Annotated in this window: 25 protein-coding genes and 1 pseudogene; 4 read left to right on the forward strand and 22 right to left on the reverse strand. The window is 43.8% G+C overall.

Annotated features, from left to right (window positions below):
- Positions 1-5: 5 nt before the first annotated feature.
- The 3 genes and pseudogenes from L0659_RS20445 to L0659_RS20455 form a co-directional block, all read right to left on the reverse strand.
- Entirely contained in the window at positions 6-167 is a 162-nt protein-coding gene (locus L0659_RS20445) for an Arc family DNA-binding protein (RefSeq protein WP_235128437.1), read from the reverse strand.
- 1 nt (position 168) lies between these two features.
- A pseudogene (locus L0659_RS20450) lies at positions 169-1032 on the reverse strand (SPFH domain-containing protein).
- A 133-nt stretch (positions 1033-1165) separates the two neighbouring features.
- On the reverse strand, positions 1166-2617 hold the full coding sequence (locus L0659_RS20455; protein ID WP_235128438.1) for an energy transducer TonB: 1452 nt from the start codon (positions 2615-2617) through the stop codon (positions 1166-1168).
- Between the two features lie 177 nt (positions 2618-2794).
- On the opposite strand from L0659_RS20455, the gene L0659_RS20460 reads away from it, so the two are divergent.
- Entirely contained in the window at positions 2795-3667 is an 873-nt protein-coding gene (locus tag L0659_RS20460) for a UDP-2,3-diacylglucosamine diphosphatase (RefSeq protein ID WP_235128439.1), read from the forward strand.
- Positions 3664-4776, forward strand: coding sequence for a glycosyltransferase family protein (locus tag L0659_RS20465; protein ID WP_235128440.1), 1113 nt, complete (start codon positions 3664-3666; stop codon positions 4774-4776). Before L0659_RS20460 ends, L0659_RS20465 begins: the two co-directional genes overlap by 4 nt.
- On the opposite strand, the gene L0659_RS20470 is transcribed toward L0659_RS20465, so the two are convergent.
- From L0659_RS20470 to L0659_RS20490, 5 genes are all read right to left on the reverse strand, one after another.
- Positions 4773-5360, reverse strand: a complete 588-nt coding sequence (locus tag L0659_RS20470; RefSeq protein WP_235128441.1) for a hypothetical protein — start codon at positions 5358-5360, stop codon at positions 4773-4775. The two genes, L0659_RS20465 and L0659_RS20470, sit on opposite strands and share 4 nt — an antisense overlap.
- Before the next feature lie 27 nt (positions 5361-5387).
- The gene (locus L0659_RS20475; protein ID WP_235128442.1) at positions 5388-6680 is read right to left on the reverse strand and encodes an LVIVD repeat-containing protein; all 1293 of its coding nucleotides are present in this window, start codon (positions 6678-6680) and stop codon (positions 5388-5390) included.
- A 194-nt stretch (positions 6681-6874) separates the two neighbouring features.
- Complete coding sequence (locus tag L0659_RS20480; RefSeq protein ID WP_235128443.1) at positions 6875-8110, reverse strand: serpin family protein; 1236 nt, start codon at positions 8108-8110, stop codon at positions 6875-6877.
- Positions 8111-8188: 78 nt separating this feature from the next.
- Positions 8189-9766: an outer membrane beta-barrel protein gene (locus L0659_RS20485; protein ID WP_235128444.1), complete on the reverse strand. Its 1578-nt coding sequence runs from the start codon at positions 9764-9766 to the stop codon at positions 8189-8191.
- Positions 9735-10304 carry an RNA polymerase sigma factor gene (locus tag L0659_RS20490; protein ID WP_235128445.1) on the reverse strand — a complete coding sequence of 190 codons (570 nt, stop codon included), beginning with the start codon at positions 10302-10304 and terminating at the stop codon, positions 9735-9737. Before L0659_RS20490 ends, L0659_RS20485 begins: the two co-directional genes overlap by 32 nt.
- Before the next feature lie 279 nt (positions 10305-10583).
- Here L0659_RS20490 and L0659_RS20495 point away from each other — a divergent pair, with 279 nt between their 5' ends.
- On the forward strand, positions 10584-10880 hold the full coding sequence (locus L0659_RS20495; protein WP_234605939.1) for a muconolactone Delta-isomerase family protein: 297 nt from the start codon (positions 10584-10586) through the stop codon (positions 10878-10880).
- Positions 10881-10939: 59 nt separating this feature from the next.
- Here the strand turns inward: L0659_RS20495 and L0659_RS20500 are convergent, their stop codons facing one another.
- A complete protein-coding gene (locus L0659_RS20500) occupies positions 10940-11425 on the reverse strand; it encodes a GAF domain-containing protein (RefSeq protein ID WP_235128446.1) in 486 nt (161 codons plus the stop codon).
- 143 nt (positions 11426-11568) lie between these two features.
- On the opposite strand from L0659_RS20500, the gene purU reads away from it, so the two are divergent.
- Positions 11569-12378 (forward strand): formyltetrahydrofolate deformylase, encoded by an 810-nt coding sequence (gene purU / locus L0659_RS20505; RefSeq protein ID WP_235128518.1) that lies wholly within the window; start codon positions 11569-11571, stop codon positions 12376-12378.
- Between the two features lie 139 nt (positions 12379-12517).
- On the opposite strand, the gene L0659_RS20510 is transcribed toward purU, so the two are convergent.
- The 13 genes from L0659_RS20510 to ilvB form a co-directional block, all read right to left on the reverse strand.
- Positions 12518-13675 carry a 2-isopropylmalate synthase gene (locus L0659_RS20510; protein ID WP_235128447.1) on the reverse strand — a complete coding sequence of 386 codons (1158 nt, stop codon included), beginning with the start codon at positions 13673-13675 and terminating at the stop codon, positions 12518-12520.
- A gap of 264 nt (positions 13676-13939) precedes the next feature.
- The gene (gene leuB, locus L0659_RS20515; protein WP_235128448.1) at positions 13940-15010 is read right to left on the reverse strand and encodes a 3-isopropylmalate dehydrogenase; all 1071 of its coding nucleotides are present in this window, start codon (positions 15008-15010) and stop codon (positions 13940-13942) included.
- 88 nt (positions 15011-15098) lie between these two features.
- Positions 15099-15377 carry a nucleotidyltransferase family protein gene (locus L0659_RS20520; protein WP_235128449.1) on the reverse strand — a complete coding sequence of 93 codons (279 nt, stop codon included), beginning with the start codon at positions 15375-15377 and terminating at the stop codon, positions 15099-15101.
- Positions 15378-15398: 21 nt separating this feature from the next.
- Complete coding sequence (locus L0659_RS20525) at positions 15399-16970, reverse strand: alpha-isopropylmalate synthase regulatory domain-containing protein (RefSeq protein WP_235128450.1); 1572 nt, start codon at positions 16968-16970, stop codon at positions 15399-15401.
- 21 nt (positions 16971-16991) lie between these two features.
- Positions 16992-17588, reverse strand: coding sequence for a 3-isopropylmalate dehydratase small subunit (leuD, locus tag L0659_RS20530; protein WP_235128451.1), 597 nt, complete (start codon positions 17586-17588; stop codon positions 16992-16994).
- A gap of 18 nt (positions 17589-17606) precedes the next feature.
- Positions 17607-19010 (reverse strand): 3-isopropylmalate dehydratase large subunit, encoded by a 1404-nt coding sequence (gene leuC, locus L0659_RS20535; RefSeq protein WP_235128452.1) that lies wholly within the window; start codon positions 19008-19010, stop codon positions 17607-17609.
- A 201-nt stretch (positions 19011-19211) separates the two neighbouring features.
- The gene (locus L0659_RS20540) at positions 19212-19553 is read right to left on the reverse strand and encodes a DUF86 domain-containing protein (protein ID WP_235128453.1); all 342 of its coding nucleotides are present in this window, start codon (positions 19551-19553) and stop codon (positions 19212-19214) included.
- Positions 19546-19833: a nucleotidyltransferase family protein gene (locus L0659_RS20545; protein ID WP_235128454.1), complete on the reverse strand. Its 288-nt coding sequence runs from the start codon at positions 19831-19833 to the stop codon at positions 19546-19548. The genes L0659_RS20540 and L0659_RS20545 overlap by 8 nt, the downstream gene beginning before the upstream one ends.
- 51 nt (positions 19834-19884) lie before the next feature.
- A complete protein-coding gene (locus L0659_RS20550) occupies positions 19885-20733 on the reverse strand; it encodes a helix-turn-helix domain-containing protein (RefSeq protein ID WP_235128455.1) in 849 nt (282 codons plus the stop codon).
- A gap of 1 nt (position 20734) precedes the next feature.
- Positions 20735-21991, reverse strand: coding sequence for a threonine ammonia-lyase (gene ilvA, locus L0659_RS20555; protein WP_235128456.1), 1257 nt, complete (start codon positions 21989-21991; stop codon positions 20735-20737).
- Between the two features lie 102 nt (positions 21992-22093).
- On the reverse strand, positions 22094-23140 hold the full coding sequence (ilvC, locus tag L0659_RS20560; protein WP_082216817.1) for a ketol-acid reductoisomerase: 1047 nt from the start codon (positions 23138-23140) through the stop codon (positions 22094-22096).
- Between the two features lie 61 nt (positions 23141-23201).
- Positions 23202-23735, reverse strand: coding sequence for an acetolactate synthase small subunit (gene ilvN, locus L0659_RS20565; protein ID WP_026631940.1), 534 nt, complete (start codon positions 23733-23735; stop codon positions 23202-23204).
- Between the two features lie 18 nt (positions 23736-23753).
- A complete protein-coding gene (gene ilvB / locus L0659_RS20570; protein ID WP_235128457.1) occupies positions 23754-25514 on the reverse strand; it encodes a biosynthetic-type acetolactate synthase large subunit in 1761 nt (586 codons plus the stop codon).
- Positions 25515-25804: the final 290 nt, after the last annotated feature.

Genomic DNA, 25804 nt, shown 5'->3' on the forward strand with positions numbered 1-25804 from the left:
CTAAGTTAGGCATTTTTTTCCTTCCCGCGCTTCTGTTTTTTAAGCGCTTCACTGAGCAGAAATTCGATCTGGCCATTCAAACTACGAAAATCCTGCTGTGCCCAAGCTTCGAGTTCTTTGAGCATATCAGGATTTACGCGTAAAACAAATGCTTTTTTTTCTGCCATATCAAGGATACAAAGTGCCCGCGTTCAGGATGGGTGTTGCCGCTTTTTCGCCGCAAAGTACAACAAGCAAATTACTTACCATAGCCGCTTTCCGCTCTTCATCCAGCTGGACAATCCCTTTTTCCGAAAGCATTGCCAAGGCCATATCCACCATTCCTACGGCACCATTCACAATCTGCCGGCGCGCTGCGACCACTGCCGAAGCCTGCTGGCGCTGTAACATGGCTCCTGCGATTTCCGGCGCATAAGCAAGGTGACTAATGCGCGATTCCAGCACATCAATGCCGGCACGGCTCAAACGTTCGGTGAGTTCGGCTTCCAGCATTTCGTTGATTTTCCCGCTTCCGTCCCTCAATGTCACTTCCTGGATTTGCAGATCTTCATCTTCCATTGTGTCGTAAGCATACACCCCTGCAAGATGCCTTACCGCTGCTTCCGACTGAATTTCAACATATTTTACATAATCATCCACCTCAAATCATGCCTTGGCTGTGTCCCCGACACGCCAAACCACAACCGCAGCGATTTCGATGGGGTTACCAAGCTTATCATTCACTTTGAGTTTCTGGCCATTGAGGTTTCTGGCACGAAGGCTGATCTTTTTTCTGCGAAACAGTGGGTTCACCCAGCGCAAGCCACTTTGCTTCATGGTGCCCATATAGTCTCCAAAAAATGTTGTTACCACTGCTTCATTGGGATTAATAACCGTCAGGCCGATCAAAATAATGAAGCCTATCCCAAAGATGAGACCGCCACCGATCGGGCCGCCTGTTGCTGCAATAAAACCAACGCCGCCAAACATTAAAAGCAGGCCGAGCCCAAAGAGGGCGAAACCTGAGGACGATCGTAATTCTTTCTCATTCATGGTCATAAATATGATAGTAAAGTGATATCACAATATTATCAAATCAAGATCAAACTTCATTATTTTTTGGTACAAAAAAATTCCAAAGCTTTTGACCGGCTTTGGAATTGGATAAGTGGCAGATTAAGCGATTTCAGTCTATCTGAAAATTGATTGGCAGATTGTATCTTACCCTCACAACCTTCCCGCGCATCATGCCCGGCTCCCACATTCCGCTCATTTTCTTTACTACGCGCAATGCTTCGTCATCAAGACCGAACCCAACGCCGCTTTCAACCTTATAGTCACACATGCTGCCGTCTTCGCAAACGACAAATGAGAGATACACGCGACCGGTGACGCCTTTTTGCGACGCGTCCGTGGGATAGCGGATGTTTTCGCCTAAAAATCTGTACATCTTATTAAGCCCACCCTTAAACTGCGGCTGAACGATTGCATTATCATAAGTCCGTTTCTCACCATTCTCGTACGCGATCCCTTGCTCCAATTTTCCCTTATCATCATATATTTCCTCGTAATGCAGGGTGCTGTCTGCCCATTTGCCATACCATTTCCCGCTTTTCCGTCCTTTTGTAACCGGCCCTTCTTCGGTGAGCAATTTCGACGCGCTGATTTTCGTCACAGACTTCCAGTAACCATCGCCATCCTTTACGATCTGGGTCCCGTCCCTGTTCCAGGCATTGAAAAACATTCGCTCCCGGTATTCGTTTACTTTCATAGCCGGAATTTCTGTTACAGTACGGATTTGTCCGTTGTCATACCAGGACAATTGCAGGCTGGCGCTGTCGGAAACAACAGTGATATCCCTTACCAAGCCGCTCAGGTCATATTTTTTGATCAGTGACGCTTTATTGCCCGGCCCATATTCGGTGTAAGCGAGCAGCTTTCCGTTCATCTGAAATGTGGCTTCTGATGAATGACTGGCCTCGTTGTCATCCCTGGCAATGACCTGGTACGCCTTTACGGAGTCCACACCCCTTTCCAAAAGATCGGTGTGATACCAGATTTCCTTCTTTTTAAAGGGAACGCGGGCCACTTCCTTCCATTTCGAGCCTTTCAATTGCTCATAGATCACATCATTGTTGATATAACCCTGTTCATTAACAGGCATAATGCTCCTGTATTCATACTTTTTAGGCTCTTTTGAGATCCTGTAACGGCCATCAAAATAATTAACCAGCGCAAATCTGGTGCTGTCGAAGTTGGGATTAGGAGGTGTTTTAAAAGCGATGGGATAAATCATGGATTGGCGCACTTTCTCGCCATCCACTGTCGCCGGTTTCCAGGCTTTATACAGGCTCATGATTCGGATCGCCTCTTTATTTGTCAGGGAGTCCAGTCCTTTTGAAATTTCGAGCTGCGACATGCTCCCGTTCGGCTCAACGATTCCTTTGACATAAACCCGACCAGTAACGCCCTTTACCCCGCTCAAAAATGGAACCTGCACATTGGAAGCTATGAACTGGCTTAAATGAACCGGTCCTCCCATCGGCTCGGCACCTTTCTCGACTTCGTAGGGAAGGTAAATTTTTTGCCCAAAAACGGATGCACTGCACAAGCAGAGTAAGAGAATAAGCCGGCCCATAGTTTGTAATAATGTTCAATCAAATATAAAAAAAGTATTCTTTTTAATTTCCTATGTAACCGCAAATAACCTCAAAATACTTCTACAAGCGCATTTTAAGGACTTTATTCTATTTTCTTAATCATCTGATAACCTGCCAGTAACATCCAGGTAATGTTAAATGAGAATATTTGTAATATGGGAGATACAACTCACTTTAGAACAATCATCATTTCTGACTTACACCTCGGAGCAGGTGGTTCGAAGGCGGAAGAGGTTACTAATTTTCTGAAAAGCTATTCCTGCAAAAAGCTTATCCTGAACGGCGACATTATTGATGCCTGGCAGTTGAAAAAATACGGGGTCTGGAAACGGAAGCATACCATGTTTTTCAAGCGGGTTTTGAAAATGATCGAAGAAAACAAGACCAAGGTGATTTACATTCGCGGAAATCATGATGATTTTCTGGATCAAATCATTCCGCTGAGGCTTGGAAAGCACTTTCAGATCCGGAAAGATTACATTCTCACCTCGGGTTCTCAACGATATTACATTACACACGGCGACGTTTTTGACTCTATTACCACACACTTAAAATGGCTCGCTTACCTGGGCGATATGGGTTATACATTCCTTTTGTGGGTGAACAAGCTCTATAACAGATATCGCGAATGGCGCGGATTATCGTATTACTCACTGTCGCAGCGCATTAAGCAGTCTGTAAAAATGGCGGTGAATTACATGACTGATTTTGAAGAAAAGCTTACAGAGCTGGCCCGTTCGAGGAATTGCGATGGTGTGATCTGCGGGCACATCCACCATCCTGCGATCCGGGAAATTGACGGCATTATGTACATGAATTCCGGTGACTGGGTTGAAACATTAAGTGCATTGGTTGAGGATTTCGAGGGAAACTGGAGCCTGCTTTATTACGACCAGCATACTGTCCAGGAAAAGGGTTTTTCTAAAAAATCGCCGAATAAAACCATCATTGAAAACTTTCCGGCGAACATGGATAAGCAAGTCGCATTTTCAAGCCTACTTCCTGGAAAAAACCAGCGGTTCCTATGAAAATTCTCTTTTTGGTTCAGGGAGAAGGTCGCGGGCATTTGACACAGGCCATTTCTATGAGCCAGATTCTGCGCAATGCAGGGCATGAAATTGCGGCGGCAATGGTAGGCGTGTCGCCCGGGCGCGTTATTCCGGCTTTTTTTGAAGAACAGGTTTCAGCCCCGGTTTTCCATTTTTCTGCGCCTAACATTGTGTATAACAACCAGGCTGAGGGGATTAATTTAAAGGCCACTGTTTACAACTTGCTTAAAAATCACACCGCATATTTAGCCGGGTTACGGCTGATCCATCACACCATTCAGGACATTAAGCCGCATTTGATCATTAGCTTTTACGAGACGTTCAGCGGTTTGTATAATGCGCTGTATCGCTCCAAAATTCCTATGGTTTGCGTAGCACACCAGTATCTTCTGCTGCATCCAAGATTTATTTTTCCAAAAAACAGCAAAGTCAACCAGCTGATTATCAATTTCAATTCAAATCTCACTTCCTGGCTTTCAGATAAGCGTCTGGCGCTGTCGTTCAGGGAGATCGAATCAAGAAATGATCTGAAAATCACAGTTGTCCCTCCGCTTCTGCGCAGGGAAGTGGTTCATATGCAGACGCGTAAGGACGATTTCTTTTTGGTTTACATGACGCATCACAGTCTTAGCAAGCAAATCATTCAATGGCATCTGGCGCATCCAGAGGTTAGATTGCATTGTTTTTGGGATAATGCTGAGGTTTCGGATGAGTTTGTTTTTGATGAAACGTTGACCTTTCATCGCATTAACAGCAAAAAATACCTGCAAATGCTGGCAAGCTGCACCGCGCTGGTAACAACGGCGGGCTTTGAATCGGTTTGTGAGGCCATGTATCTAGGCAAGCCGGTGATGATGGTCCCTGTTCCCAATCATTTTGAGCAGGAATGCAATGCAATGGACGGAGTCATTTCAGGAGCTGGCGTCACTTCCAAATCGTTCGATCTATCTGTTATCCTCGACTATTTACCTAAACACATAGACCAGGCGCAGAAATTCCGCACCTGGTATCACCGCGGCGAAGCAATGTTTCTGGCAGAAATTGAGGCTTTTGATAAGAAAAGCAATGTTGCTGTTGCCCAGATTTAAAAGCTGATTCCCAGCCTTAGCGCCAGCCGGTTATAAACCCGGTCTTCCCAGCGTTCCACCTGATTCCATAAGGGGACTTTGGTAATGTGCGCTTCCTGCCTTTTATAACTCATTGTAAAGGTTACTGCCGTGCCGCCCGGCTTGCCCATCCGAAGGCCTATTCCAGGGTTTATCATGAGTCCGCCGGTTGTTCCAAAACCATCAGAGTCATCATGAAACCATGCGAAGCCGTATCCAATATCTGCGGTTGTAAATAACCTCACTTCGCCCTTCCTTGTCAGGTCAAATCTTACTCCTGCCGAAATTGGGTTGAGCAAGGCTGTTTTATACCAATCAATTCCCACAGTAACACCAGCGGCGAGGCGGCTGTTGAGCATAACGCCATTGAATGTCTGCAAGGTCATATTCAGTCTGTTATCCACAAATCGTTCGTTTGGATTGCCCGGGTTCTGAAATTTAGCCCTGCCAAACAGGCCGCCAAATTCGGTATGGTTCGTGTATTTGAGCGGGACGTGATTTTGTGCCCGCAGGCTGTTTGCTATGAGCAAGCAGCTTGCAATTGTTGCAAAAGCTATTTTTTTCATCGGGATGATGTTTGAAGAGAAATTAGCTTAGATCGCTTTGCCAACTGGTATTTTGCTGAGTAGTCGCAGATCTTTCGGATTGCTGGAATCGTATTGACAGAATCCATCCTTTCCAATCAGCAGCAATGTTTTTCCCAATGAAATCACGTCAAATGCATCCATATCCTTGAAATGGGCTAGCAGATTCTTGTCGATTTTAAATTTATCTTTGACATCAAAAACTTTAAGTCCGTGTGCTCCTTCGCAAAGGAATAATGTAGGCGAATCTATGCTCAAACCGTGCGGATTTTCCATTTGATAGCTTTTGATCAGTTGCGGTGAAGACGGATTGCTCACATCCACAAGATCCAGCTGATTTTGCGAGCCCTGGCAAAATGTACCAGTCCTGATCGTCACATAGGCAATGTTATCCTGCACCACCACCGGGTCGCAGGCGCGTCCATGCTGGAAAGTGGAGAGTTGTTTTGGATCGGCCGGATTGCTGTTATCGAAGATGAACATTCCGGTGTTGGAACCAATGAAAAGCTTGTTTTCGTGAGGGAAAATGGTCTCAATTCCCCATCCGAATTCTATGGTTGAAAAATCCTTTGGTTTCGAGGGTTTCGCGACATCGAAAAGATGAAGACTGTTTTGTGTTACCGTGTAAAGAAAGTTCTGATGCAGCGCAAACCGGGCCATAGACCCCGCTTTTCCACTGCTGCCACCGGAACTGGCTGACGAGGCCGCTGATCCGGAAAATGAAGATTGGGCGAAGCTGTCATTCAGCCATCCGCCCCACCAGCCCGGAGCCACATCTTCTTCACAGTTTACTGTTACAGTTTCAGTTACAAAGTCGACATTCTGGTCGTTAATAGCGCCGGTTGTTTCGTTTAATGTCCAGGTGCCGCCATCGAAAAGACCATTCTTAAAAACATTTTTGATCCGCTCGACTTCCTTTGGATTGTGTGGATCGCTGATGTCAATCGCAAGGAGATCTGAAAAACTGTCTGCATATAGAATGTTGTCACGAACAGCCATATCACCGTTTCCGGGGATTTGAATGAATGTTATAAATTCGGGATGCGACTTGTCTTTGTTATTGATGATGTGGATGCCCTCCTTTATTTCATTTACAAAGAGATAATCTCCCTTAATGTACATTTTACCAGGACGTTCCAGTGCCTTTGGGGATTCATTTTTGACCATTGTCCGCAACTCCAGAAGCGAGTGCGTAACATTGGTGAAGCGTCTGGTAATACGCGTTTCCGTGCATTGGTCGTTGCATGACCAGCACATTGTGGCTGCAAGAATTACGAATAAGAGTAAAGAGTTGGTTTTCATAGCGGTTAGGTTTATAGAGGCTAGCAATAATTACATTTATCCATGGTTTATTACATGACACGCCTATTTTGTGATTGGTTGTAACCGCAAAAACAAAATCGTCCGAAAGCAAGGCCTTCGGACGATAACGCACCCCGAAAATGCCAGGACTACCGGCATTTTTTATCTTTAATATTTTTGGCTAACAGATAAGGCTATTTACTTTCGGGGTTGTTGATCCTCCCCATAAAAAGTATTGTATTGGATGTATTTTCACTGATAATCAATCCAAACGGACGGTCGCAGATCACCTGCTGGTTCTGACCTACTGATGTGAGGCCGATGCCGATTGAAGTGACTGCCGCAGCTTCGGTCCCTTTTTCCTCAATGCCTAAATAAGTGTCCTGCTTTACAAAATCGACGGCCAGGTGTGCTGTTGCATGAATCTTACCCAACTCTGCTCCGGAAGTAAATGCTTTTTGAATGCCCATTTCTTTCAGGGTTTCTTTCAGCTGCGCCGAATACTTTAATATAAACCTCGGCAGGCCCACTTCCACATTTGTTTCCGGCATTCCGGCACGAATCCGTTCCCAGTCGTCCGCATTGAAACTTGCAAGCATTTTATCCACCGTATTCTGCCCTTTCGGAACGAGTACTGTCATATTAAACTGCCCGTTCGCATATGGGAGCTGGACTGCGGAGTATGTTTCGGTGCTGGTTGTTTTGAAGTTTGATTTGGCAAACATCATTTTGACCGGTTTCCCGCTTCCGTTTTCCAGTTTAAATGTTTCGTCCCTCGTATTCTTTGCATCAAACTGGTATTTCCAGTCGCCCTTGAAATACAATGCATTAAGCAGGAACATGACGTGGTCGGGCTCGATCTTTTCTATCACTTGCTTGATCTTACCATTCGTTTTATCGCTCGCCCACTGATTGATCTTGTCTTTGGCTGCATTATCGAATGGAAGGCCGGTTGCCTCTGCATTGAAAGAATTTTTCAACACCGATTGAAAATCAGGCTTCACATCAAAACCGCTTTTATACCAAAGGGAATTAGCTAGGCCAAGGCTTACTTTGGAATCAGCAATGGGCAGGTCGTTAAGCAGCGTTTTGTATGCATTGTTGAGGTCCGTGAGTGGAATGCCTTCCATCTGAAGTGCTTTCAGTATTTCCTCAGCGGTTTCCTTCTCAGCCCCATTCAGCAACATGCCCAATGCGATATGCAGGCTTAGCGGCGATACGAACAGGTTTTCGTCCGGCGCTTGTGTTTGCTGTAATGTGTGGAGGAAATTAAATGAAAATTCATTTGTGCCTTCTGAAATGCGCGCCGGAACCTGAACCGGAAAAACCGGGTCCGGCAGATTATCCGGACCCGGATTATCATTGGTACAACTTAAAATCGTACTGGCAATGATTCCCGGGATTAATAACACTTTAATGATCTTATTCATGGCTAATAGATTTTTATTAATCTACATTATCCTAGAAACCTAAAATCAAAAAATGGTTGGAACCTGATTGGATTTATTTCAAAAAGAATAGCGCATTCCCCATGAGACGCCGTACAGATAAGGCCGGGAATCCAGGCTTTGATTCGACCTGAAACCAGATGTTACTGATTTCTGATAGGATCCTGTCAGGTTCGCATTCCAGCGCGGAGAAAGCCTGTAATTGAACCGCAAGCCGGTTGTTGCGGCCCAGTTCATGCTTCTGTAAATTTCGTCACTCGCTTTGGTGGTTATGATTTCACCCGATGCCGATTCCAAGTCGTTGCTTAGGAAGAAATTAGCCATCATACCGCCCAAAATCGAAGCATTGAATTTTTTCTCAGGATAAATCGTAAATCCAGCCTGAACGGGCAGTTGCAGATATTGATAATTGTTGCTTACAGTTTTGGCCACATCAATGTAAAGCGCCCCGTTATTCAAAAAATCAGCCGCTTTATCTCCATTCATTCCGGCATAACCCGGTGCAACGCCAGCGTAAGCATTCTCCAAAACATTCGCAGATTTATTGCTGAATGCATTTAGTACATAGCCACCGCCTTCGTAAGTCGAGTTTCCTTTTAAATAACTCAAACCCATTTCAACAGACCAATGCTTGGAAATCCTCATTCCACCTTGCGTTTGAACGGCATAGGAAGCACCTGCCTCGCTCGTTCCTGAAACGGCCCTTCTTGTCGATAATGATTGTCCGGAAAAGCCCACAGGCGCTTCTTTCACGGTAAGATTCGGATTAAATGACGCAGGCATAAGGCTCAGTGCAGCGTAGTATTCGGTGTTTTTCGCCGGTGCGACAGGCTCTTCCTTGATAACCTCAGGACGGAAAAACACATAACGTTTCTGCATGTGAATGTCCAGGTCGTTGTAAGGCGTTGTAGGCAATAAAGCTAACGCCATGGTGGATTGAATCGCAGCAGCAACTTGATTATTCACATGGCCTCCACTGGCAGCAGCATCCCGACTAACATTGGTCTCAACCGGCGTGGTTACAGGATCTTCAGCTTTGGCCAATGCTACATCCCGGTCCCCTGCTGGCGTATTGCCTGAGCTTCCTGCTGCTGAATCAGAATTTTTTGCAGCTGAAACTAAGCCTTTACCATTTGATCTCAATGCATTATTTCTCAGAGCATCCGAAGTGCTTTGTGCCGATTTTTCAAATGCTAATGTCTGGTTTTCCCTGCGAATTGCCGGCTTACCTGCGGGTTTTGAACTTTCAGGTTTATTATCCTGCAATGCAAGTTGTTGATTACCGGCATCCGCGCCTACGGAAGCTTCGGGTGATGCCTTTTCAGAAAACTTATTTTCAGACGATACGGACTCTTTTGCAATTTGTTTTGCGGCAATTTCAGTATTGACTTTATTCCCTTTCATTCCTGAATTTGAATACCAAATTCCACCACCTACCAGTAGCAATGCTGCAATGGAGGCTGCTGCATACCATATCTTAGACGACTGCCACCAAAGCGGCAGTATCATTCCTTTATCCTGCTGATCAAGACGCGCCTCAATGCCCTCCCAAACGGATTGAGGAGGAGCTTCGGAGGCTTCTTTCAAAGCCTTACGCCACTGATCTTCAAAGTTGTTTATCTCGGACGGATCCATCATTAAATCTTTTTTCTTTGTTCAATTTTTGTTGAAGAAGCCCTCTTGCCCGCGCATATTGCGACTTAGACGTTCCTTCTGATATGCCCAGCTTTTGGGCTATTTCATTGTGCTGATAACCTTCAATGGCATACAGGTTAAAAATGGTCTGACATCCGGTTGGCAACTCTTTTATCACTTCCAAAAGTTGTTTCAACTGAAAATCCCCCAATGTTACTTCCTTATCAGCGATGCCATTATGGTGTAAATCAATGTCATCCAGGTCTTTCAAATGCTTTTGCTGCCTCAGATGGTTTAATGCTGTATTCACCACTACAGAACGGAGCCAATACTCTAATGGGCTATCGTTCCTGAATGAATCTATATTTTCATAAATTTTTATAAATGCATCTTGTAAAACATCCTCCGCATCCGCACGGTTTTTAGTGTAACGCAGACATATAGCGAACAGCTTACCCCCAAAAACCTCGTAAAGTTTTTTCTGGGCAATGCGGTTGCGCTGCTTGCAGCCTTGCACTAATTCCTGTTCGTTAAAGGTCATCCGAAGTTTGGGGGTGCTTCGTTCGGTTTTATTTGTAAATCAGCACCACTATCCCAAAGATAACTGAATACTGTTTTATGACTGCCGGATTGCACAATTCTGGACGCGGCAATTCGTAATAGGTGGACACGATTTGTTTCCAATTGGTTGGAAAAAGTAAAAAAGGTTTTTGTTCAATGTTTAGTACATTACACTTAGGAACTAATCATTACAACATATCCTTTTATTATCAGTGAAGTAAACGCTAAGGTATTTCTGTACACCTAACTTCTATCACCAATGAGCCAATACATGGTTGAGATCCAACTTCCGGCTGTTATGTCGGAAGATTTTACAGCGAAAATACCTGCTCAGAGAAAAAAAATTAATGAAATGATGGAGCAGGGACGATTAATGTCCTATGCCCTTTCGGATGATTATTCCAAACTTTGGTGCGTGGTAAGAGCAGACAGCGAGTTTGAGGTAATGTCACTCGTCTCGGAATTTCCGCTGATTGATTACATGGACCCAAAAATATCCAAACTCATGTTCAACAATGTTGTAGCGCTGAGGCTGCCTATGTTTTCGTTAAACTAGGTTTTTCAAATACAAAAAAGCCCTGCCGGTTCAACCAGCAGGGCTTTTTTGCGTTTTATTTAAAGCTTTCTTTCTATCAGTTTCAAGATTTTCCCCAAATGTGCTGCATCCACTTCACTAAAATCGTCGAGCTGATCACTGTCCACATCCAAGACCATAGCAACCGTCCCATTCCGATGGAAAACAGGCAAAACGATTTCTGATTTTGATGCTGAATTGCAGGCAATGTGTCCTGGAAATGCTTCCACATCAGGAACAACAATGGTTTTTTGCTGACTATAACTGGCTCCGCAAACACCTTTGTTAAAAGCAATCCGCGTGCAGGCAATCGGTCCCTGAAATGGGCCTAAAACCAATTGACCTTCTTTCACGATATAAAAACCAACCCAGAAAAAGCCAAAAGCTTCCTTCAAGGCTGCGCTAATGTTCGCCAGGTTTGCAATCAGGTCACTTTCAGTTTCTACCAATGCCTGGATTTGCGGGAATAGTGCATTGTAAACCGTTGCTCTGTCCGTGTCTGTGGGGACTAATAGTTCTTCTGCCATTTTGATAAAATTTTACATTTGCACATTACGAACACACACGTGCCCGCATAAGTTACCCGCACATTCAACAAAATATCACACGCTTAAATGTTACTTTTAAGTGATTTTAGTTTAAAACAATGATCCAAAGACACATTTTATTAATGGACGGGCCCGATCATAAGGGCTTGATTTACCAGGTTACCCGCATTCTTTTTGCTCATAATCAAAACATTATCAGAAATGATGAATACGTGAGCCCTTCCAAATATTTTTTTATGCGGACGGAGTTTGAAGGGGAAACTGACATTGACCAGCTGCTAAAAGTGCTGCAAAACGAGCTGCCGGCCGGGCTTAACCTGCGCATCAATCCAAAGAAAAAGAAGGACATTGTGCTGATGGTCACCAAGGAACATCATTGTCTCGGCGAGCTGCTGATCCGCTATGCTTTTGACGAGTTGGATGCGACAATTTTGGCTGTGATCAGTAATTACAACACATTACAGCCGCTTGTAGGCAAATTTGGCATTCCTTTTCATTTCATTTCTCATGAAAACCGCTCACGAGAAGAACACGAAGAGGCAATTCTTAGAACCCTGGACATTTACAGACCGGAGTATTTGGTTTTGGCAAAATATATGCGTGTGATCACGCCAAATTTCGTCAATCACTTCCCGGATAAGATCATCAACATTCACCACTCATTCCTTCCCGCATTCATCGGAGCAAATCCTTACCGACAAGCTTATGAACGCGGTGTGAAAATCATAGGCGCCACAGCGCATTTTGTAAACAATGATTTAGACGAAGGACCTATCATTGCGCAAGATGTAAAGTCAGTTGATCACCGACAAACTGCGTCAGATATGGCTACATTAGGAAGGGACACAGAAAAGGGAGTTTTGTCGAAGGCTTTGAAGCTGGTTTTCAATGATCGCGTGTTTATTCACGGCAACCGAACCATTATCCTATAACAAGAAAAAAGCCCTTAGTCAGAATCACCGAGGGCTTTTTGCAATCTGATGGATGTTATTGAATATGTAATGTTACAAATAATTCTTTAAAACATCAAATTCAGATTCAAGGGGTTATGCTTTTTAATGAATTTCTAATCTATTCAACTGGGATCGCTGTCCGGGCCAAATCAACGAGATCTGCATCGTTCACTTCCTTCTTCAAATCGGCCACTTCCAGGAATCTCGTATACAATTCGTCCAGTGTAGGCTTGTCGAAGCTGAACCCAAGTAATTCTAGGCGGTGCTTCAATGCGTGTCTGCCGCTGCGCGCTGTAAGCACAATGTCAGATTTGTCAACACCCACGTCATTCGGGTTCATAATCTCGTAATTCAACGTATTTTTCAAAAATCCATCCTGGTGAATTCCCGAAGAATGCGCAAATGCATTGCGGCCGACAATGGCCTTATTTGCTTGCACCGGCATCCGCATCATTTTTGAAACCAGCTGACTTGTTGGGTAAATGAATTGCGTATTTACGCCCGTTTCCAAACCAAGTTCTTTATGAACCATTAATGCCATCACGACTTCTTCCAATGAAGTATTTCCGGCTCTTTCCCCAATTCCATTGATCGTAACCTCCACCTGACGCGCTCCTTGACTTATTCCGGCAATTGAATTAGCCGTTGCAAGGCCAAGGTCGTTGTGGCAATGGATGGAAATGATGGCTTTATGTATGTTGGAAACGTTCTCGAAAATGTATTTGATCTTGTTACCGTATTCGTCAGGAAGGCAATAGCCGGTTGTATCAGGAATGTTCACCACCGTTGCACCCGCTCCGATCACCGCTTCAACCAATTGGGCAAGAAAAACAAGATCAGCTCTTCCGGCATCTTCGCAGTAAAATTCTACGTCCTCCACCTTAGATTTAGCGTATTTCGTCGCAAAAATGGCTCTTTCGATGATCTTTTCCCTTGTCGTATTGAATTTGTGCTGAATGTGAATGTCCGAAGATCCAATCCCCGTGTGGATCCGGCCGCGCTGTGCAAATTGCAATGCATCAGCAGCCGCATCAATGTCGCCCTGCACCGCACGCGACAACGCACAAATGATAGGCTCACGAACCGCTTTAGAAATTTCAACAACCGAACGGAAGTCGCCAGGGCTCGAAACGGGGAAACCTGCTTCGATAATGTCTACACCGAGTTTTTCGAGTTGCTTGGCTACAACAACCTTTTCTTCTGTCGTTAATTGGCTGCCAGGAACCTGCTCGCCGTCGCGCAAAGTTGTGTCGAAGATCTGAACTCGATTACTCATTGGTGGGAATTAAAATTTTAATGGATACGAATTTAATAAATTTCAAACAATATAAAACCCTTTCCGGATTAGAGAAAGGGTTTTAAACGAATCAAAACACAACCTTTCCCGTCTTCACGGTGTAAGTAGAATCAGCAGATTAAGGTTCAATTCGAGTGCGTTCATGATATCAAGTTGCGAAATTTCGCTAACATTAGATTTGTTCTGCAAAGAAAACATAAGTTTTCCTTCCGACAAATATTATTTGGTAAATCTTCAAAAAAATCAGATTCTTTTCAAAAGCTCAGCACCAGCCGATTGCGTGTTCAAAAGCAGGTGCGCAGGCGTTGAAGCATCTGCAATATCTTTTGTTCTGAAACCGTCTTTAAGCAACTTATCAACTGCTGCAATAATTGCATCCGATTCTTCTTTCAAGCCAAATGAAATGTCAAGCAACAATGCAGCCGAAAGAACAGAAGCCAAAGGATTAGCAATTCCTTTTCCGGTAATGTCATGCGCAGAACCGTGGATCGGTTCGTAAACACCTGTGCTATCACCCACAGACGCAGATGCTAACATGCCCATTGAACCAGCAATCTGGCTTGCTTCATCCGTCAAAATATCACCGAACAAATTGGCTGTAACCACAACATCAAAGCGTCTTGGGTCTTTGATCAGCAACATTGCCGCCGAATCCACAAACTGGTGTTCAACCGTAACGTCCGGATATTCAGGAGCAAGTGCCTGGATCACCTCTCTCCACAAGCGGCTCGTTTCCAAAACGTTAGCTTTGTCAACCGACATTAATCTTTTGCCACGTGTGCGGGCAGCTTCGAATGCTTTGCGGCCAATGCGTTCTACTTCATATCTGCTGTATTCCGCGATGTCGTAAGCTGTGTTATTATCATTTTTACGGCCTTTTTCTCCAAAATAAATGTCGCCCGTAAGCTCACGGAAGAAAAGAATATCCGAACCTTTCAGGATTTCAGGTTTAATAGAAGAAGCGCCTAGAAGCTCGTCAAACAATTTGATAGGGCGCAAATTGGCATATAAGCCAAGTTCTTTACGCATTTTCAGCAAGCCCTGCTCCGGACGAACTTTTGCAGTTGGATCATTATCATATTTAGGATGGCCCACCGCTCCGAAAAGGATTGCATCCGAATTGCGCATTTTTTCAAGCGTTTCATCAGGAAGCGGATTTCCCGTTGCTTCAATCGCAACGTGACCCATTAATGCTTCGTCGTAGCTGAATTCGTGACCGAATTTCTCAGCAATTTTCACCAAAACACTTTTCCCAACTTCTGTAACCTCCTGTCCGATTCCATCACCCGGAACGATTAGAATATTTTTCTTCATTAATTTTTTGAATTGATAATCAGTAATTTAAATCTGTTTAAGTTTTGCCAAAAGCGGCGGCAAGTCTTCTATTATTAGTCTTTTCGTATCATATCAGCTCAACCGTGTCTTCAAAAACATATTTGCGAATAGAGGATTTAACAGCTTTAAATTCAACCAAATCAAATTTGCGCCTGAAAATGGATTGCAGCTCGTCCTCGATACGAAGAATGTCAAACATAGTAAGACCGCTGGCATCAATCATTAAGTCAATGTCACTATCATCATTCTCCTCATTTCTCGCAAAAGAACCAAATACAGTGGCCTTTGTTACCTTTTTTTGCAAAAGATAGTTTTTGAGGTTTTGATATAACTGTGACTTGTCCATTTCAAAAAGTGAGTTGCAATGTTAAATAGCCACAACCAAAGGAATCTCTGCCGTTAGCTCTGTTGCCTTCGGAATGCCAATCAGGTTCAGCATTTTCTGCGTGGCCATGATTGCGGAAACGGTTTGATCGGAATCTAAGCCTCTCGTTTTTACATCCTTACCATTGATTTCCCAAGTAATGATTGTTTCACAAAGGGCATCCGTTTTTCCGCCGGGCGGAATTCGCACTGCATAATCCGTCAGCATCGGCAGACTGATTCCTTTGCGGCAATATATTTTTTTCAACGCATTCATAAAAGCGTCATACTGACCGTCTCCCTGTGCATTTTCTTCAAAAACTTCATCCTCAAACTTGATTTGCAACGTCGCAGAAGGTTTCAGGTTTTTTGAATGTGTCAGCACATAATTGACGATGACGACCTTTTCTTCAATCGCATTACTCGCCAGAATATCGGAAATGATGTAAGGCAAATCCTCAGGCGTTACAGCCTCTTTGCGATCGCCTAGCTCTATAATCCGCTGCGTGACTTTTTTAAGATCTGAATCAGAAAGTGAAATTCCCAGATCTCTCAAATTATTCTCGATATTCGCTTTTCCGGAAGTTTTGCCCAAAGCATAAAGCCGCTGACGACCGAAACGCTCGGGCATTAACTTACTGAAATACAGATTGTTCTTCTTATCACCATCTGCATGAATGCCCGCCGTTTGCGTAAACACACTTTCACCAACAATAGGCTTATTAGATGGAATCCGAACACCAGAAAATGTTTCAACCAGCTTGCTAACCGTATATAATGATCGCTCGTTTACAGAAGTTTTAAACTCTGGCATTAGGTCATTAATCACTGCGATTGTGCTTGCGAGTGGCGCATTTCCCGTTCTTTCGCCCATTCCATTCACGGTCAAATGCAGCCCGTGCGCACCCGCTCGCAATGCTTCCATGACATTCGCAATGCTCAGGTCATAGTCGTTATGCGCGTGGAACTCGAAATGGCTATCGGGATAACGGTCAACGATGGATTTTACAAAAGTGTAAGATTCGGAAGGCGTTAAGATGCCCAATGTATCCGGCAACAAAATCCGTTTTACAGGCTGAGTTACAAGAAAATCAAGCGATTGGAAAACATATTCAGGCGAATTCCGCATGCCGTTGCTCCAATCTTCGAGATAAACATTGCAGGCAATGCCGCTTGCATCAGCCAGTTCGATCACTTTTCGAATGTCCTCAAAATGCTCCTCAGGTGATTTTCTGAGCTGGTATTTTAAATGATTCAGCGAACCTTTGGTCAAAAGATTCATGACCCGCGCACCCGATTCCAGCATCCAGTTGATGGAAGCATCGCCGTCAACAAATGTCAGGACTTCAATTTTATCCAGAAAACCATTAGCATTTGCCCATTCCGTGATTTTTTGAACAGCCTGAAATTCTCCTTCCGAAACCCGGGCAGAAGCAATTTCAATGCGGTCAACCTTCACTTCCTGCAAAAGGATTTGCGCAATGGTCAATTTTTCTGATGCGGAAAACGACACGCCGCTGGTTTGCTCACCATCGCGGAGTGTCGTGTCCATTATTTCAATATAGCGGCTGTTCATAGGAGGCGTGCGGCCGTCGGCTCAATAAATTCTTACTGCTTCAAATTCTTTGATATCTCCCTTCATGGCTTGCAGATAATCAATGTCATCAAATCCATTGATCATGTTATGCTTTTTATAACCATTGATATCAAAAGATTCAGATTCACCTGAGCCAACAATCGTGATCGTTTGTTTTTCAAGATTCACCTCAAACTCCGCATTCGGATCAGCCTCGATCGCCTGGAATATTTTATCCAAAAATTCCGCACTTACTTGCACAGGCAATATGCCGATATTCAATGAGTTACCCTTAAAAATATCTGCAAAAAAGCTGGAAACAACACAACGGAAACCATAATCATAAATCGCCCAGGCAGCATGCTCGCGGCTTGATCCACTTCCAAAATTGTGACCACCTACCAGGATTTTTCCTTTGTAAATCGGATTGTTTAGTACAAAATCCGTTTTTGGTGTATCTTCACCATTATAGCGCCAGTCGCGGAAAAGGTTATCACCAAATCCTTCACGCTTGGTCGCTTTAAGAAAACGCGCAGGGATAATCTGGTCTGTATCAACGTTTTCAATCGGCAAAGGCACTGCCGTACTTCTTAATAATGTGAATTTATCGTAAGCCATTTGAATGTCGGGTTTGAATTAAAGAAGATCTCTTGGGTCTGTAACTACTCCGGTTACAGCAGCAGCAGCAGCCACCAACGGACTTGCCAGAAGCGTTCTCGCACCCGGTCCTTGACGACCTTCAAAGTTGCGGTTTGAAGTGCTGACAGCATATTTCCCAGCCGGAATCTTGTCATCATTCATTGCCAGACAAGCGGAACATCCAGGCTGACGAAGCTCAAATCCAGCTTCCGTAAGAATATCCAAAATCCCCTCTTCCTTAATCTGCGCCTCCACAATGTGTGAGCCCGGAACAACCCAAGCCGTTACATTATCAGCCTTTTTGCGACCTTTTACAATCGAAGCAAATGCACGGAAATCTTCAATGCGTCCATTCGTGCAGCTTCCAATGAAAACGTAATCAATCTTCTTGCCTAGCATGGATTCATTTTCATGAAAGCCCATGTAAGCCAACGACTTATCATATGTAGATTTTCCTCCTTCAACTTGTTCCGAAGTCGGAATATTCCTTGAAATTCCCTGACCCATTCCCGGATTCGTTCCGTAAGTGATCATTGGCTCAATGTCGGCTGCATCGAAAGTATATTCTTTGTCAAAAACAGCGCCTTCGTCTGTTTTCAATGTTTTCCAGTAAGCCAATGCTTCATCCCACTTCTCTCCTTTTGGAGCCTGGTCGCGGCCATTGATGTATGCAAAAGTGGTTTCGTCCGGAGCGATCATGCCACCGCGCGCACCCATTTCAATGCTCATGTTGCAAACCGTCATACGGCCTTCCATGCTCATTTTTTCAAAAACGTCACCTGCGTATTCCACGAAATATCCTGTTGCGCCGGCTGTTGTCAGTTTTGAAATGATATAAAGTGTCACGTCTTTTGGTGTAACGCCTTTGCCTAGTTCTCCAACAACATTTACACGCATTTTCTTAGGCTTAGGCTGCATAATGCATTGCGAAGAAAGCACCATTTCAACCTCAGAAGTGCCTATACCAAAGGCAATTGCACCAAAAGCGCCGTGCGTAGATGTATGCGAATCCCCGCATACGATTGTCATGCCGGGAAGTGTAATTCCATTCTCAGGACCCACCACGTGCACAATTCCGTTTCTCGCGTGGCCAAGGCCCCAGTGAGAAATGCCGTATTTAGCTGAATTTGTTTCCAATGCTTTCAACTGGTTAGCAGAAAGCGGATCTTCAACCGGAAGGTGTTGGTTAATCGTTGGTGTATTGTGGTCGGCTGTGGCGAATGTTCTTTCAGGATACATTACGCCAATATTTCTGCTTTCGAGTCCCAAAAATGCAACCGGGCTGGTTACTTCGTGGATAAAATGACGGTCGATAAAGAACACATCCGGACCATCTGCAATTTTGCGAACAACGTGTGCATCCCACACCTTGTCGAAAAGGGTATTCGCTTGATTACTCATTTTTTTATTATTAAAATTTCGCCTCTTCAAGACTGACTTTCAAGAAATAGCGAATAAAATCGCGCTTTTCTCAAAAGGAGAAATGAGATTACAAATTACCACAAATTCAAGGTAATAAGTATAACGTTAAAGGTTCAAAAAATAGTGATTTTGGTTTTTAAGAGAAGTTTGAGCGGAAATTGTTATTGGAACATTTGCAGATCAATGTTCCTTACTCATTCTAAGAAGCGCTTCTTTAAGGGGAGGAAGGTGAACTTCAATAATTCGCCAAACAATTTCGTAGTCTATTCCAGCGTAATCATGAACCAGTATGTGTCTTGACCTGATAATTCTCATCCATTCAATATCTGGATAACCTTCCCTGATGTCCTTCGGCACCCGATTTGCAGCTTCGCCCAACACTTGAATGTTTCTAATTACAGCGTCGCGGGTTTTTCTATCTTCCAGAAAGCCTTCAAAATTCATCCCTGCTGTATATTCAAGAACAGATTCTACTGAATCGAGCATATCCGAAAATAAAATCGAAGGCGCTCTTTCAGACATAAATCAAATTTTTCTCGATAAAAGGCAGTAAAGGAGCTTTCAAGCCTTTTTTGCTTACCAGATCCACTTTTGTTTGCAGAATATCTTCTAATTCCATTGCGAGATCAATAAATTCAAATCCGACTGGCGCAGAAAACTCCACGAGAATGTCGATATCGCTGCCTTCATTAGCCTCGTTTCTAGCATAGGAGCCAAACAAAGCCATCGATTTCAAAGGATATTTATTAAAAAAATATCCTTTGGATTTGTTGAGCCGATCTAAAACAGTCTGAGTGTTCATAGAAATAAATTATCACCATTCAATCTAGGCTTTTAAAAACAAAAACCCAAATCAGCTATGTTTCTTCGGTGTCCTTCCATGTTTCTCTTTATAAGTCTTAATAAAATGCGAAACACTTTCATACCCGATCTCTGTGCTGATTTCTGAAACGTTCTTAGTGCTATTTCTTAGCAAGAAATCTGCATAATCAAGTCTCTTATTTTTAAGCCAAAGTGCCGGTGAAGTTTTAAATTCGTCTTGAAAATCTCTTTTAAAAGCGGAAAGGCTTCTTCCTGATAACCTCGCTAATTCATTTAATGTTAAAGGTTTCAAATAATAACTATTCATCATGAACGACAAATCAGCCTTTTCACCTTTGTATAAACTGTAAAGAATCGCGCGGAGTTGTTTCGAATCGTCCAGTTCGAGTAAATGAAGCAGTAACTCTTGGAATTTAAGCCTTAGAAAATGATTCTTCAATTCAGTTCTTGATTTGAAATAGGGAAAAACCGATTGGATGAACTTCTCGAAATTCTCGTCTGATTTCAACAACAGGATAGGATTTTCGAGAACCGGCATCGCTTTTGCAGGATTGAAAAGTTCCGGATGCAGGCTAACAAATTCCTTCAACAGCTTTTCATCAAAAAAGAAAACAAGGCTTTTGTAAGATTCATTAATCGACTCCGACATTAAGTAAAAGCCGCGCTGCACAAACAGAATATCTCCTTTCTCAACATGCACTTCCTGCGTCGGACTTGTGAATTTCTTCTCCCCTTCCAAAACCACAATCACCGCGTGCTCTTCAAAAAATACATCGTACTTGGAAGGATAAACCTCATTGCGATAGGCAACAAAAGTCATATCCTGAATCTTCAAAGATTCAAATTCCTGTGAGCTGATATCTGAAGGGACGCGTAGCATATCAAACCATAAACTGAAACAAATCCGGCTGATCGTTCAAATACTCATAAACCACCCGATTGGCATCCATTCGTTCGATTAGTGGTGCAAAGTCTTCGCGGTTTTTTAGCTCGATGCCTACTAATGCGGGACCTTGTTCGCGGTTGGTTTTCTTCACGTATTCAAATCTGGCGATGTCATCATTTGGGCCGAGGACATTCAAAAATTCGCGGAATGCACCGGAGCGTTGGGGGAAGCGGATGATGAAGTAATGTTTTAGACCTTCGTAAAGCAAGGAGCGCTCTTTGATTTCTTCCGTTCTTGTAATGTCGTTATTGCCTCCACTAATTAATGCGACGACATTTTTGCCTTTGATTTCATCTTTTATTAGATCCAACGCGGCAACTGTGAGCGCTCCTGCCGGCTCGGCAACGATGGCTTCTTCGTTGTAAAGCTGTAAAATAGACGAGCACACTTTACCTTCCGGAACGAGGATTACTTTGTCCAAGCTTTTGCTGCAAATCTCAAATGTAATGTCTCCCGCTCTGCGAACAGCTGCGCCATCGACAAATTTATCAATGTGCTCCAATGTTACCACATGCCCGTCTTGCATGGCTTGATACATGGTTGGCGAGCCTTCCGGCTCAACGCCGATCAGCTTGGTTCTGGGTGAAAGTTGTTTGAAAACTGTTGAAATGCCCGATGCCAAACCGCCGCCGCCAATCGCCATCAGCAAATAGTCAATCTTAAAATCGGCATCTTTGAAAATCTCCAAACCCACTGTTCCTTGTCCTTCAATCACTTGCAGATCATCAAACGGATGCACAAAAACGGCATTAGTTACAGTTTGATATTCTTTTGACGCATAATAGGCATCGTCATATGTATCGCCGACCAAATGCACATCAATCCATTCTTTCCCGAATAACCTTACCTGTTTGATCTTCTGCTGAGGCGTTGTTGTGGGCATGAAAATCGCTCCCTTAACCAGCATTTTCCTACATGCATATGCGACGCCTTGTGCGTGATTGCCTGCGCTCGCGCAAACGATCCCGCCTGCAAGTGCCTCTGCGGACATGCTAGCCATTTTATTGTAAGCGCCGCGAATTTTGTAGGAACGCACAGTTTGCAAATCTTCCCTTTTCAGGTAAATGTTAGCCTGATATTGCTCGGAAAGATGTGCATTATAGAAGATTGGCGTATGGTTAATGACGCCTCGAAGCCTTTCAGCGGCAAGAAAAATGTTGTCTAATGTCGGAGCGGAGTGAGCTGTATCCATTACTGTTAATAAAAAAAGCCTTGCATGCTGCAAAGCTTCAAATTTCTTTCTCAATTCTCAATTGCCGTTGGCTTAAGCCAACGGCAAAGAAAAAAAATCTAATTAATTATTCTCTGGGCGCAGGCTGCGGACAGTTTTGCCAGATTGCCACATTTCTGATTCGCGGAGCTCGGCAAGTTCTTCTTCCAATTTCACGCGGTAATCCGATTGTGAGTTACGAGTGATGGAAATTTTAGCTTGTTCGCCGCTTTTTACAGAGTTGTAAAGTTGCTCGAAAACAGGCTTAGTAGCGTCACGGAAAGGTTTCCACCAGTCCAATGCACCGCGTTGTGCTGTTGTAGAGCAGTTTGCATACATCCAGTCCATGCCGTTTTCAGCAACAAGCGGCATCAATGATTGCGTCAATTCTTCAACTGTTTCATTGAATGCTTCTGATGGCGAGTGTCCATTTGAGCGAAGCACTTCGTATTGTGCTGCGAAAATTCCCTGGATAGCACCCATCAATGTTCCGCGCTCGCCTGTAAGGTCCGACGTAACTTCACGGTAAAAATCAGTTTCGAACAAATATCCTGAGCCAACACCGATTCCCATTGCGATACATTTCTCACGTGCTTTGCCCGTTGCATCCTGGAATATTGCAAAAGAAGAGTTCAAGCCTTTTCCTTCTACGAACAAGCGGCGAAGTGAGGTTCCTGATCCTTTTGGAGCAACCAAATATACGTCTACGTCAGCAGGAGGGATAATTCCAGTTTGATCTTTGTATGTTACACCGAAACCGTGTGAGAAATACAATGATTTTCCAGCAGTAAGGTTTGCCTTAACGGTCGGCCATAATTCAATTTGAGCGGCGTCGGAAAGCAGGTAACAAATGATTGTTCCTTTTGCCAATGCTTCTTCCAATTCGAAAAGTGTTTCGCCAGGAACCCATCCGTCAGCAACGGCTTTGTCCCACGATTTACCTCCTTTGCGTTGGCCAACGATCACATTGAATCCGTTGTCACGCATGTTCAAGCTTTGGCCTGGGCCTTGTACGCCGTAACCAATTACAGCTATGGTTTCATTAGAAAGTACTTCACGTGCCTTTTCAAGAGGAAATTCTTCACGGGTTACTACTTCTTCTTCGACCCCGCCGAAATTTAATTTTGCCATTGATTATTGATTGGATTATTGATTACTCGATTTAAAAACAATATTAGGTAAAGTTGTCCGCCTACTGATAATACTCCCACTCCGCCTCAGGAAGATAATCCACCAGCGTCTGAGGTGATTTACTCACCGCAACACGGCCTGATCTTACAAATTCCAGGATCTCGTGGGGTTTGATATAGTCAAAGAATTCAAAAATTTCTTCTTCCGTGCCCGTCTTCTGAATGATCACATAAGTCAAGTGCCAATAAACGACCCAAGCTTTATAAGTCTTGTTAATGGTCTCAATGTCAAGTGGTTTTGCACCGATTGGTGTTGAGATTTTAAACAATGCGATCTCATTGTAAGCGATATCATCATTGAGATACCCAAAAACAGCCAGCACTTCAATCACTTTACGGATCTGGCGAACGAGTTTTTCAACTGCATCCCGCGACTCATGGCGAATGACGATGGTAAACCTTGAAATACCCTTACGCTCCGTTTCGGAAACTGTAAGACTATCAATATTAATGCGTCTGCGTGTCAGAATGGTGGTAATCTTGTTCAGAATACCAATCGTATTTTCTGTAAAAACACAAATGGTGTATGTTGTCATGATCAATTAATGTCTATATTATTCCAATCTGATATCTGCCACGCAAGCTCCAGTTGGAACCATTGGGAACACATTTTCTTCTTTTTCAACCAACACTTCCAACAAATAAGGTTTATCGGAAGCCAGCATTTTGTCCAGCGAATCATTCAAGTTTTCCCTCGCGCCGCAAGTGTGTCCGTCGATGCCAAAACCTTTTGCTATGGTGATAAAATCCGGATTTTGCAGCTCAACAAATGAATAGCGTTTCTGGTGGAAAAGCTGTTGCCACTGGCGCACCATTCCCAGGAAGTTGTTATTCAAAATGATGATCTTAACCGGCAAACCGCTTTGGGCGATGGTTCCCAATTCCTGGATAGTCATTTGGAAACAACCGTCGCCAATGATCGCAACAACCTCACGATCAGGCGCTCCTACTTTCGCCCCAAAAGAAGCGGGCAGTGCAAAACCCATTGTTCCCAATCCGCCGGAAGTGATGAAGGAATTCGGTTTTTTGAACTGATAGTAACGCGCAGTCATCATTTGATGCTGACCTACATCCGCTACGATCACCGCCTCACCTTTTGTTTTATTAGAAAGCGTCCGGATCACCTCAGCCATTTTGATCTTTTCCGTCGTCGGAGCAAGTTCGGGCTGCGTAATTTTCTGATCCTCAATCGCATCGTATCTTTTAAATTCCTCCCGCCATGCTTCGTGTTTGCTTTCCTTCACCAATGGAAGCAACATTTCAAGCGCTCTTTTGGCGTCACCCACAACAGGCGCATCTGCTTTGACAATTTTATCAATTTCCGCTGGGTCAATCTCAATGTGAACGACCTTCGCCTGCTTTGCATAGCGGCTCAAATCTCCCGTAACACGGTCATCAAAACGCATTCCGACTGCAATAATGACATCGCATTGATTGGTCAAAACATTAGTCCCGTAATTTCCATGCATTCCAAGCCAGCCTACATAATTCGGATGGTCACAAGAAACCGAAGAAAGTCCAAGCAATGTAGAAGCCGCAGGAATATCTGTTTTTTCAAGGAATTGGATCAATTCCGCTTCTGCATTTGCAATCTGCACCCCATGCCCGAAGAACAGGAACGGACGTTTTGCATTATTTATTAATTTGGCAGCCGCAGCAACTTGCTCTTCTTTTGGAGATAAGCGTGGGTGATAGCTAACCAATTTTTCACATTTTTTATGAACAAATGGCCGTGTCATCAATTTTTGCTGTGCATCCTTGGTAATGTCGATCAGGACAGGTCCTGGGCGACCGGATTTTGCTATATAAAATGCTTTGGCAATTATTTCCGGCACTTCATCCGCATTGGTAATCTGGTAATTCCATTTCGTGATCGGAATGGTAACGCCCATCACATCCGTTTCCTGGAATGCATCCGTTCCCAACAAATGAGACGCCACTTGTCCAACAATGCAAACCATTGGTGTTGAGTCAATTATCGCATCAGCAATCCCAGTTACAAGGTTTGTTGCTCCTGGGCCTGATGTTACCAGACAAACGCCCACTTCACCCGTAATGCGTGCAAAACCTTCCGCCGCATGTGCCGCACCTTGCTCGTGACGCACCAGAATATGGTTAACCTGATCCTGATAATCGTAAATCGCGTCATAAACCGGCATGATCGCCCCACCCGGATAACCGAAAATGGTCTCAACCCCTTCCGCGATCAGCGACTGGATCACCGCATGTGAACCATTGATCAACTCCGGCTTAGCAATCGAAGCCACCGGCTCAACCGCTTGCATTGTTTGTGTTTGATTTTCATTAAATCCCATGACTCCTCTATTTATTTAGTCGGATGAATTTTCAAGATTTTCAATGTCATTTATATCTCTCGGCCGAGTATTCAACCTGACTTTCATTTAATGATTTCAAAAAATCCTGAAAGTCATCATTAAAGATATTTGCCATTATAATGTGTGTTTCCGCATTGAAAAGGCCGTTCTGTCCATTTTCGGCGGATTAGTTATGTCAAATTGAAAAGCGACACTATTCAGGTAATTCGCTGCTGACAACCTTTCATTTGGTGTCTTTGGCTGATTTTTAGCATAATACTTTTCGGTTT

The sequence above is a fragment of the Dyadobacter sp. CY347 genome (genome assembly GCF_021502655.1).
GTDB lineage: Bacteria > Bacteroidota > Bacteroidia > Cytophagales > Spirosomataceae > Dyadobacter.

Coding starts and splice junctions, on each gene's coding strand:
- ilvC (WP_082216817.1), bottom strand. CDS start 23,140: ATGGCAAAATTAAATTTCGGCGGGGTCGAAGAAGAAGTAGTAACCCGT.
- L0659_RS20520 (WP_235128449.1), bottom strand. CDS start 15,377: ATGGACAAGTCACAGTTATATCAAAACCTCAAAAACTATCTTTTGCAA.
- L0659_RS20460 (WP_235128439.1), top strand. CDS start 2,795: ATGGGAGATACAACTCACTTTAGAACAATCATCATTTCTGACTTACAC.
- L0659_RS20445 (WP_235128437.1), bottom strand. CDS start 167: ATGGCAGAAAAAAAAGCATTTGTTTTACGCGTAAATCCTGATATGCTC.
- leuC (WP_235128452.1), bottom strand. CDS start 19,010: ATGAGTAATCAAGCGAATACCCTTTTCGACAAGGTGTGGGATGCACAC.
- L0659_RS20465 (WP_235128440.1), top strand. CDS start 3,664: ATGAAAATTCTCTTTTTGGTTCAGGGAGAAGGTCGCGGGCATTTGACA.
- ilvN (WP_026631940.1), bottom strand. CDS start 23,735: ATGACAACATACACCATTTGTGTTTTTACAGAAAATACGATTGGTATT.
- leuD (WP_235128451.1), bottom strand. CDS start 17,588: ATGGCTTACGATAAATTCACATTATTAAGAAGTACGGCAGTGCCTTTG.
- ilvB (WP_235128457.1), bottom strand. CDS start 25,514: ATGGGATTTAATGAAAATCAAACACAAACAATGCAAGCGGTTGAGCCG.
- L0659_RS20495 (WP_234605939.1), top strand. CDS start 10,584: ATGAGCCAATACATGGTTGAGATCCAACTTCCGGCTGTTATGTCGGAA.
- L0659_RS20550 (WP_235128455.1), bottom strand. CDS start 20,733: ATGCTACGCGTCCCTTCAGATATCAGCTCACAGGAATTTGAATCTTTG.
- L0659_RS20500 (WP_235128446.1), bottom strand. CDS start 11,425: ATGGCAGAAGAACTATTAGTCCCCACAGACACGGACAGAGCAACGGTT.
- leuB (WP_235128448.1), bottom strand. CDS start 15,010: ATGAAGAAAAATATTCTAATCGTTCCGGGTGATGGAATCGGACAGGAG.
- L0659_RS20475 (WP_235128442.1), bottom strand. CDS start 6,680: ATGAAAACCAACTCTTTACTCTTATTCGTAATTCTTGCAGCCACAATG.
- L0659_RS20490 (WP_235128445.1), bottom strand. CDS start 10,304: ATGACCTTTAACGAACAGGAATTAGTGCAAGGCTGCAAGCAGCGCAAC.
- L0659_RS20525 (WP_235128450.1), bottom strand. CDS start 16,970: ATGAACAGCCGCTATATTGAAATAATGGACACGACACTCCGCGATGGT.
- L0659_RS20480 (WP_235128443.1), bottom strand. CDS start 8,110: ATGAATAAGATCATTAAAGTGTTATTAATCCCGGGAATCATTGCCAGT.
- L0659_RS20540 (WP_235128453.1), bottom strand. CDS start 19,553: ATGTCTGAAAGAGCGCCTTCGATTTTATTTTCGGATATGCTCGATTCA.
- L0659_RS20470 (WP_235128441.1), bottom strand. CDS start 5,360: ATGAAAAAAATAGCTTTTGCAACAATTGCAAGCTGCTTGCTCATAGCA.
- purU (WP_235128518.1), top strand. CDS start 11,569: ATGGACGGGCCCGATCATAAGGGCTTGATTTACCAGGTTACCCGCATT.
- L0659_RS20485 (WP_235128444.1), bottom strand. CDS start 9,766: ATGATGGATCCGTCCGAGATAAACAACTTTGAAGATCAGTGGCGTAAG.
- L0659_RS20545 (WP_235128454.1), bottom strand. CDS start 19,833: ATGAACACTCAGACTGTTTTAGATCGGCTCAACAAATCCAAAGGATAT.
- ilvA (WP_235128456.1), bottom strand. CDS start 21,991: ATGGATACAGCTCACTCCGCTCCGACATTAGACAACATTTTTCTTGCC.
- L0659_RS20455 (WP_235128438.1), bottom strand. CDS start 2,617: ATGGGCCGGCTTATTCTCTTACTCTGCTTGTGCAGTGCATCCGTTTTT.
- L0659_RS20510 (WP_235128447.1), bottom strand. CDS start 13,675: ATGAGTAATCGAGTTCAGATCTTCGACACAACTTTGCGCGACGGCGAG.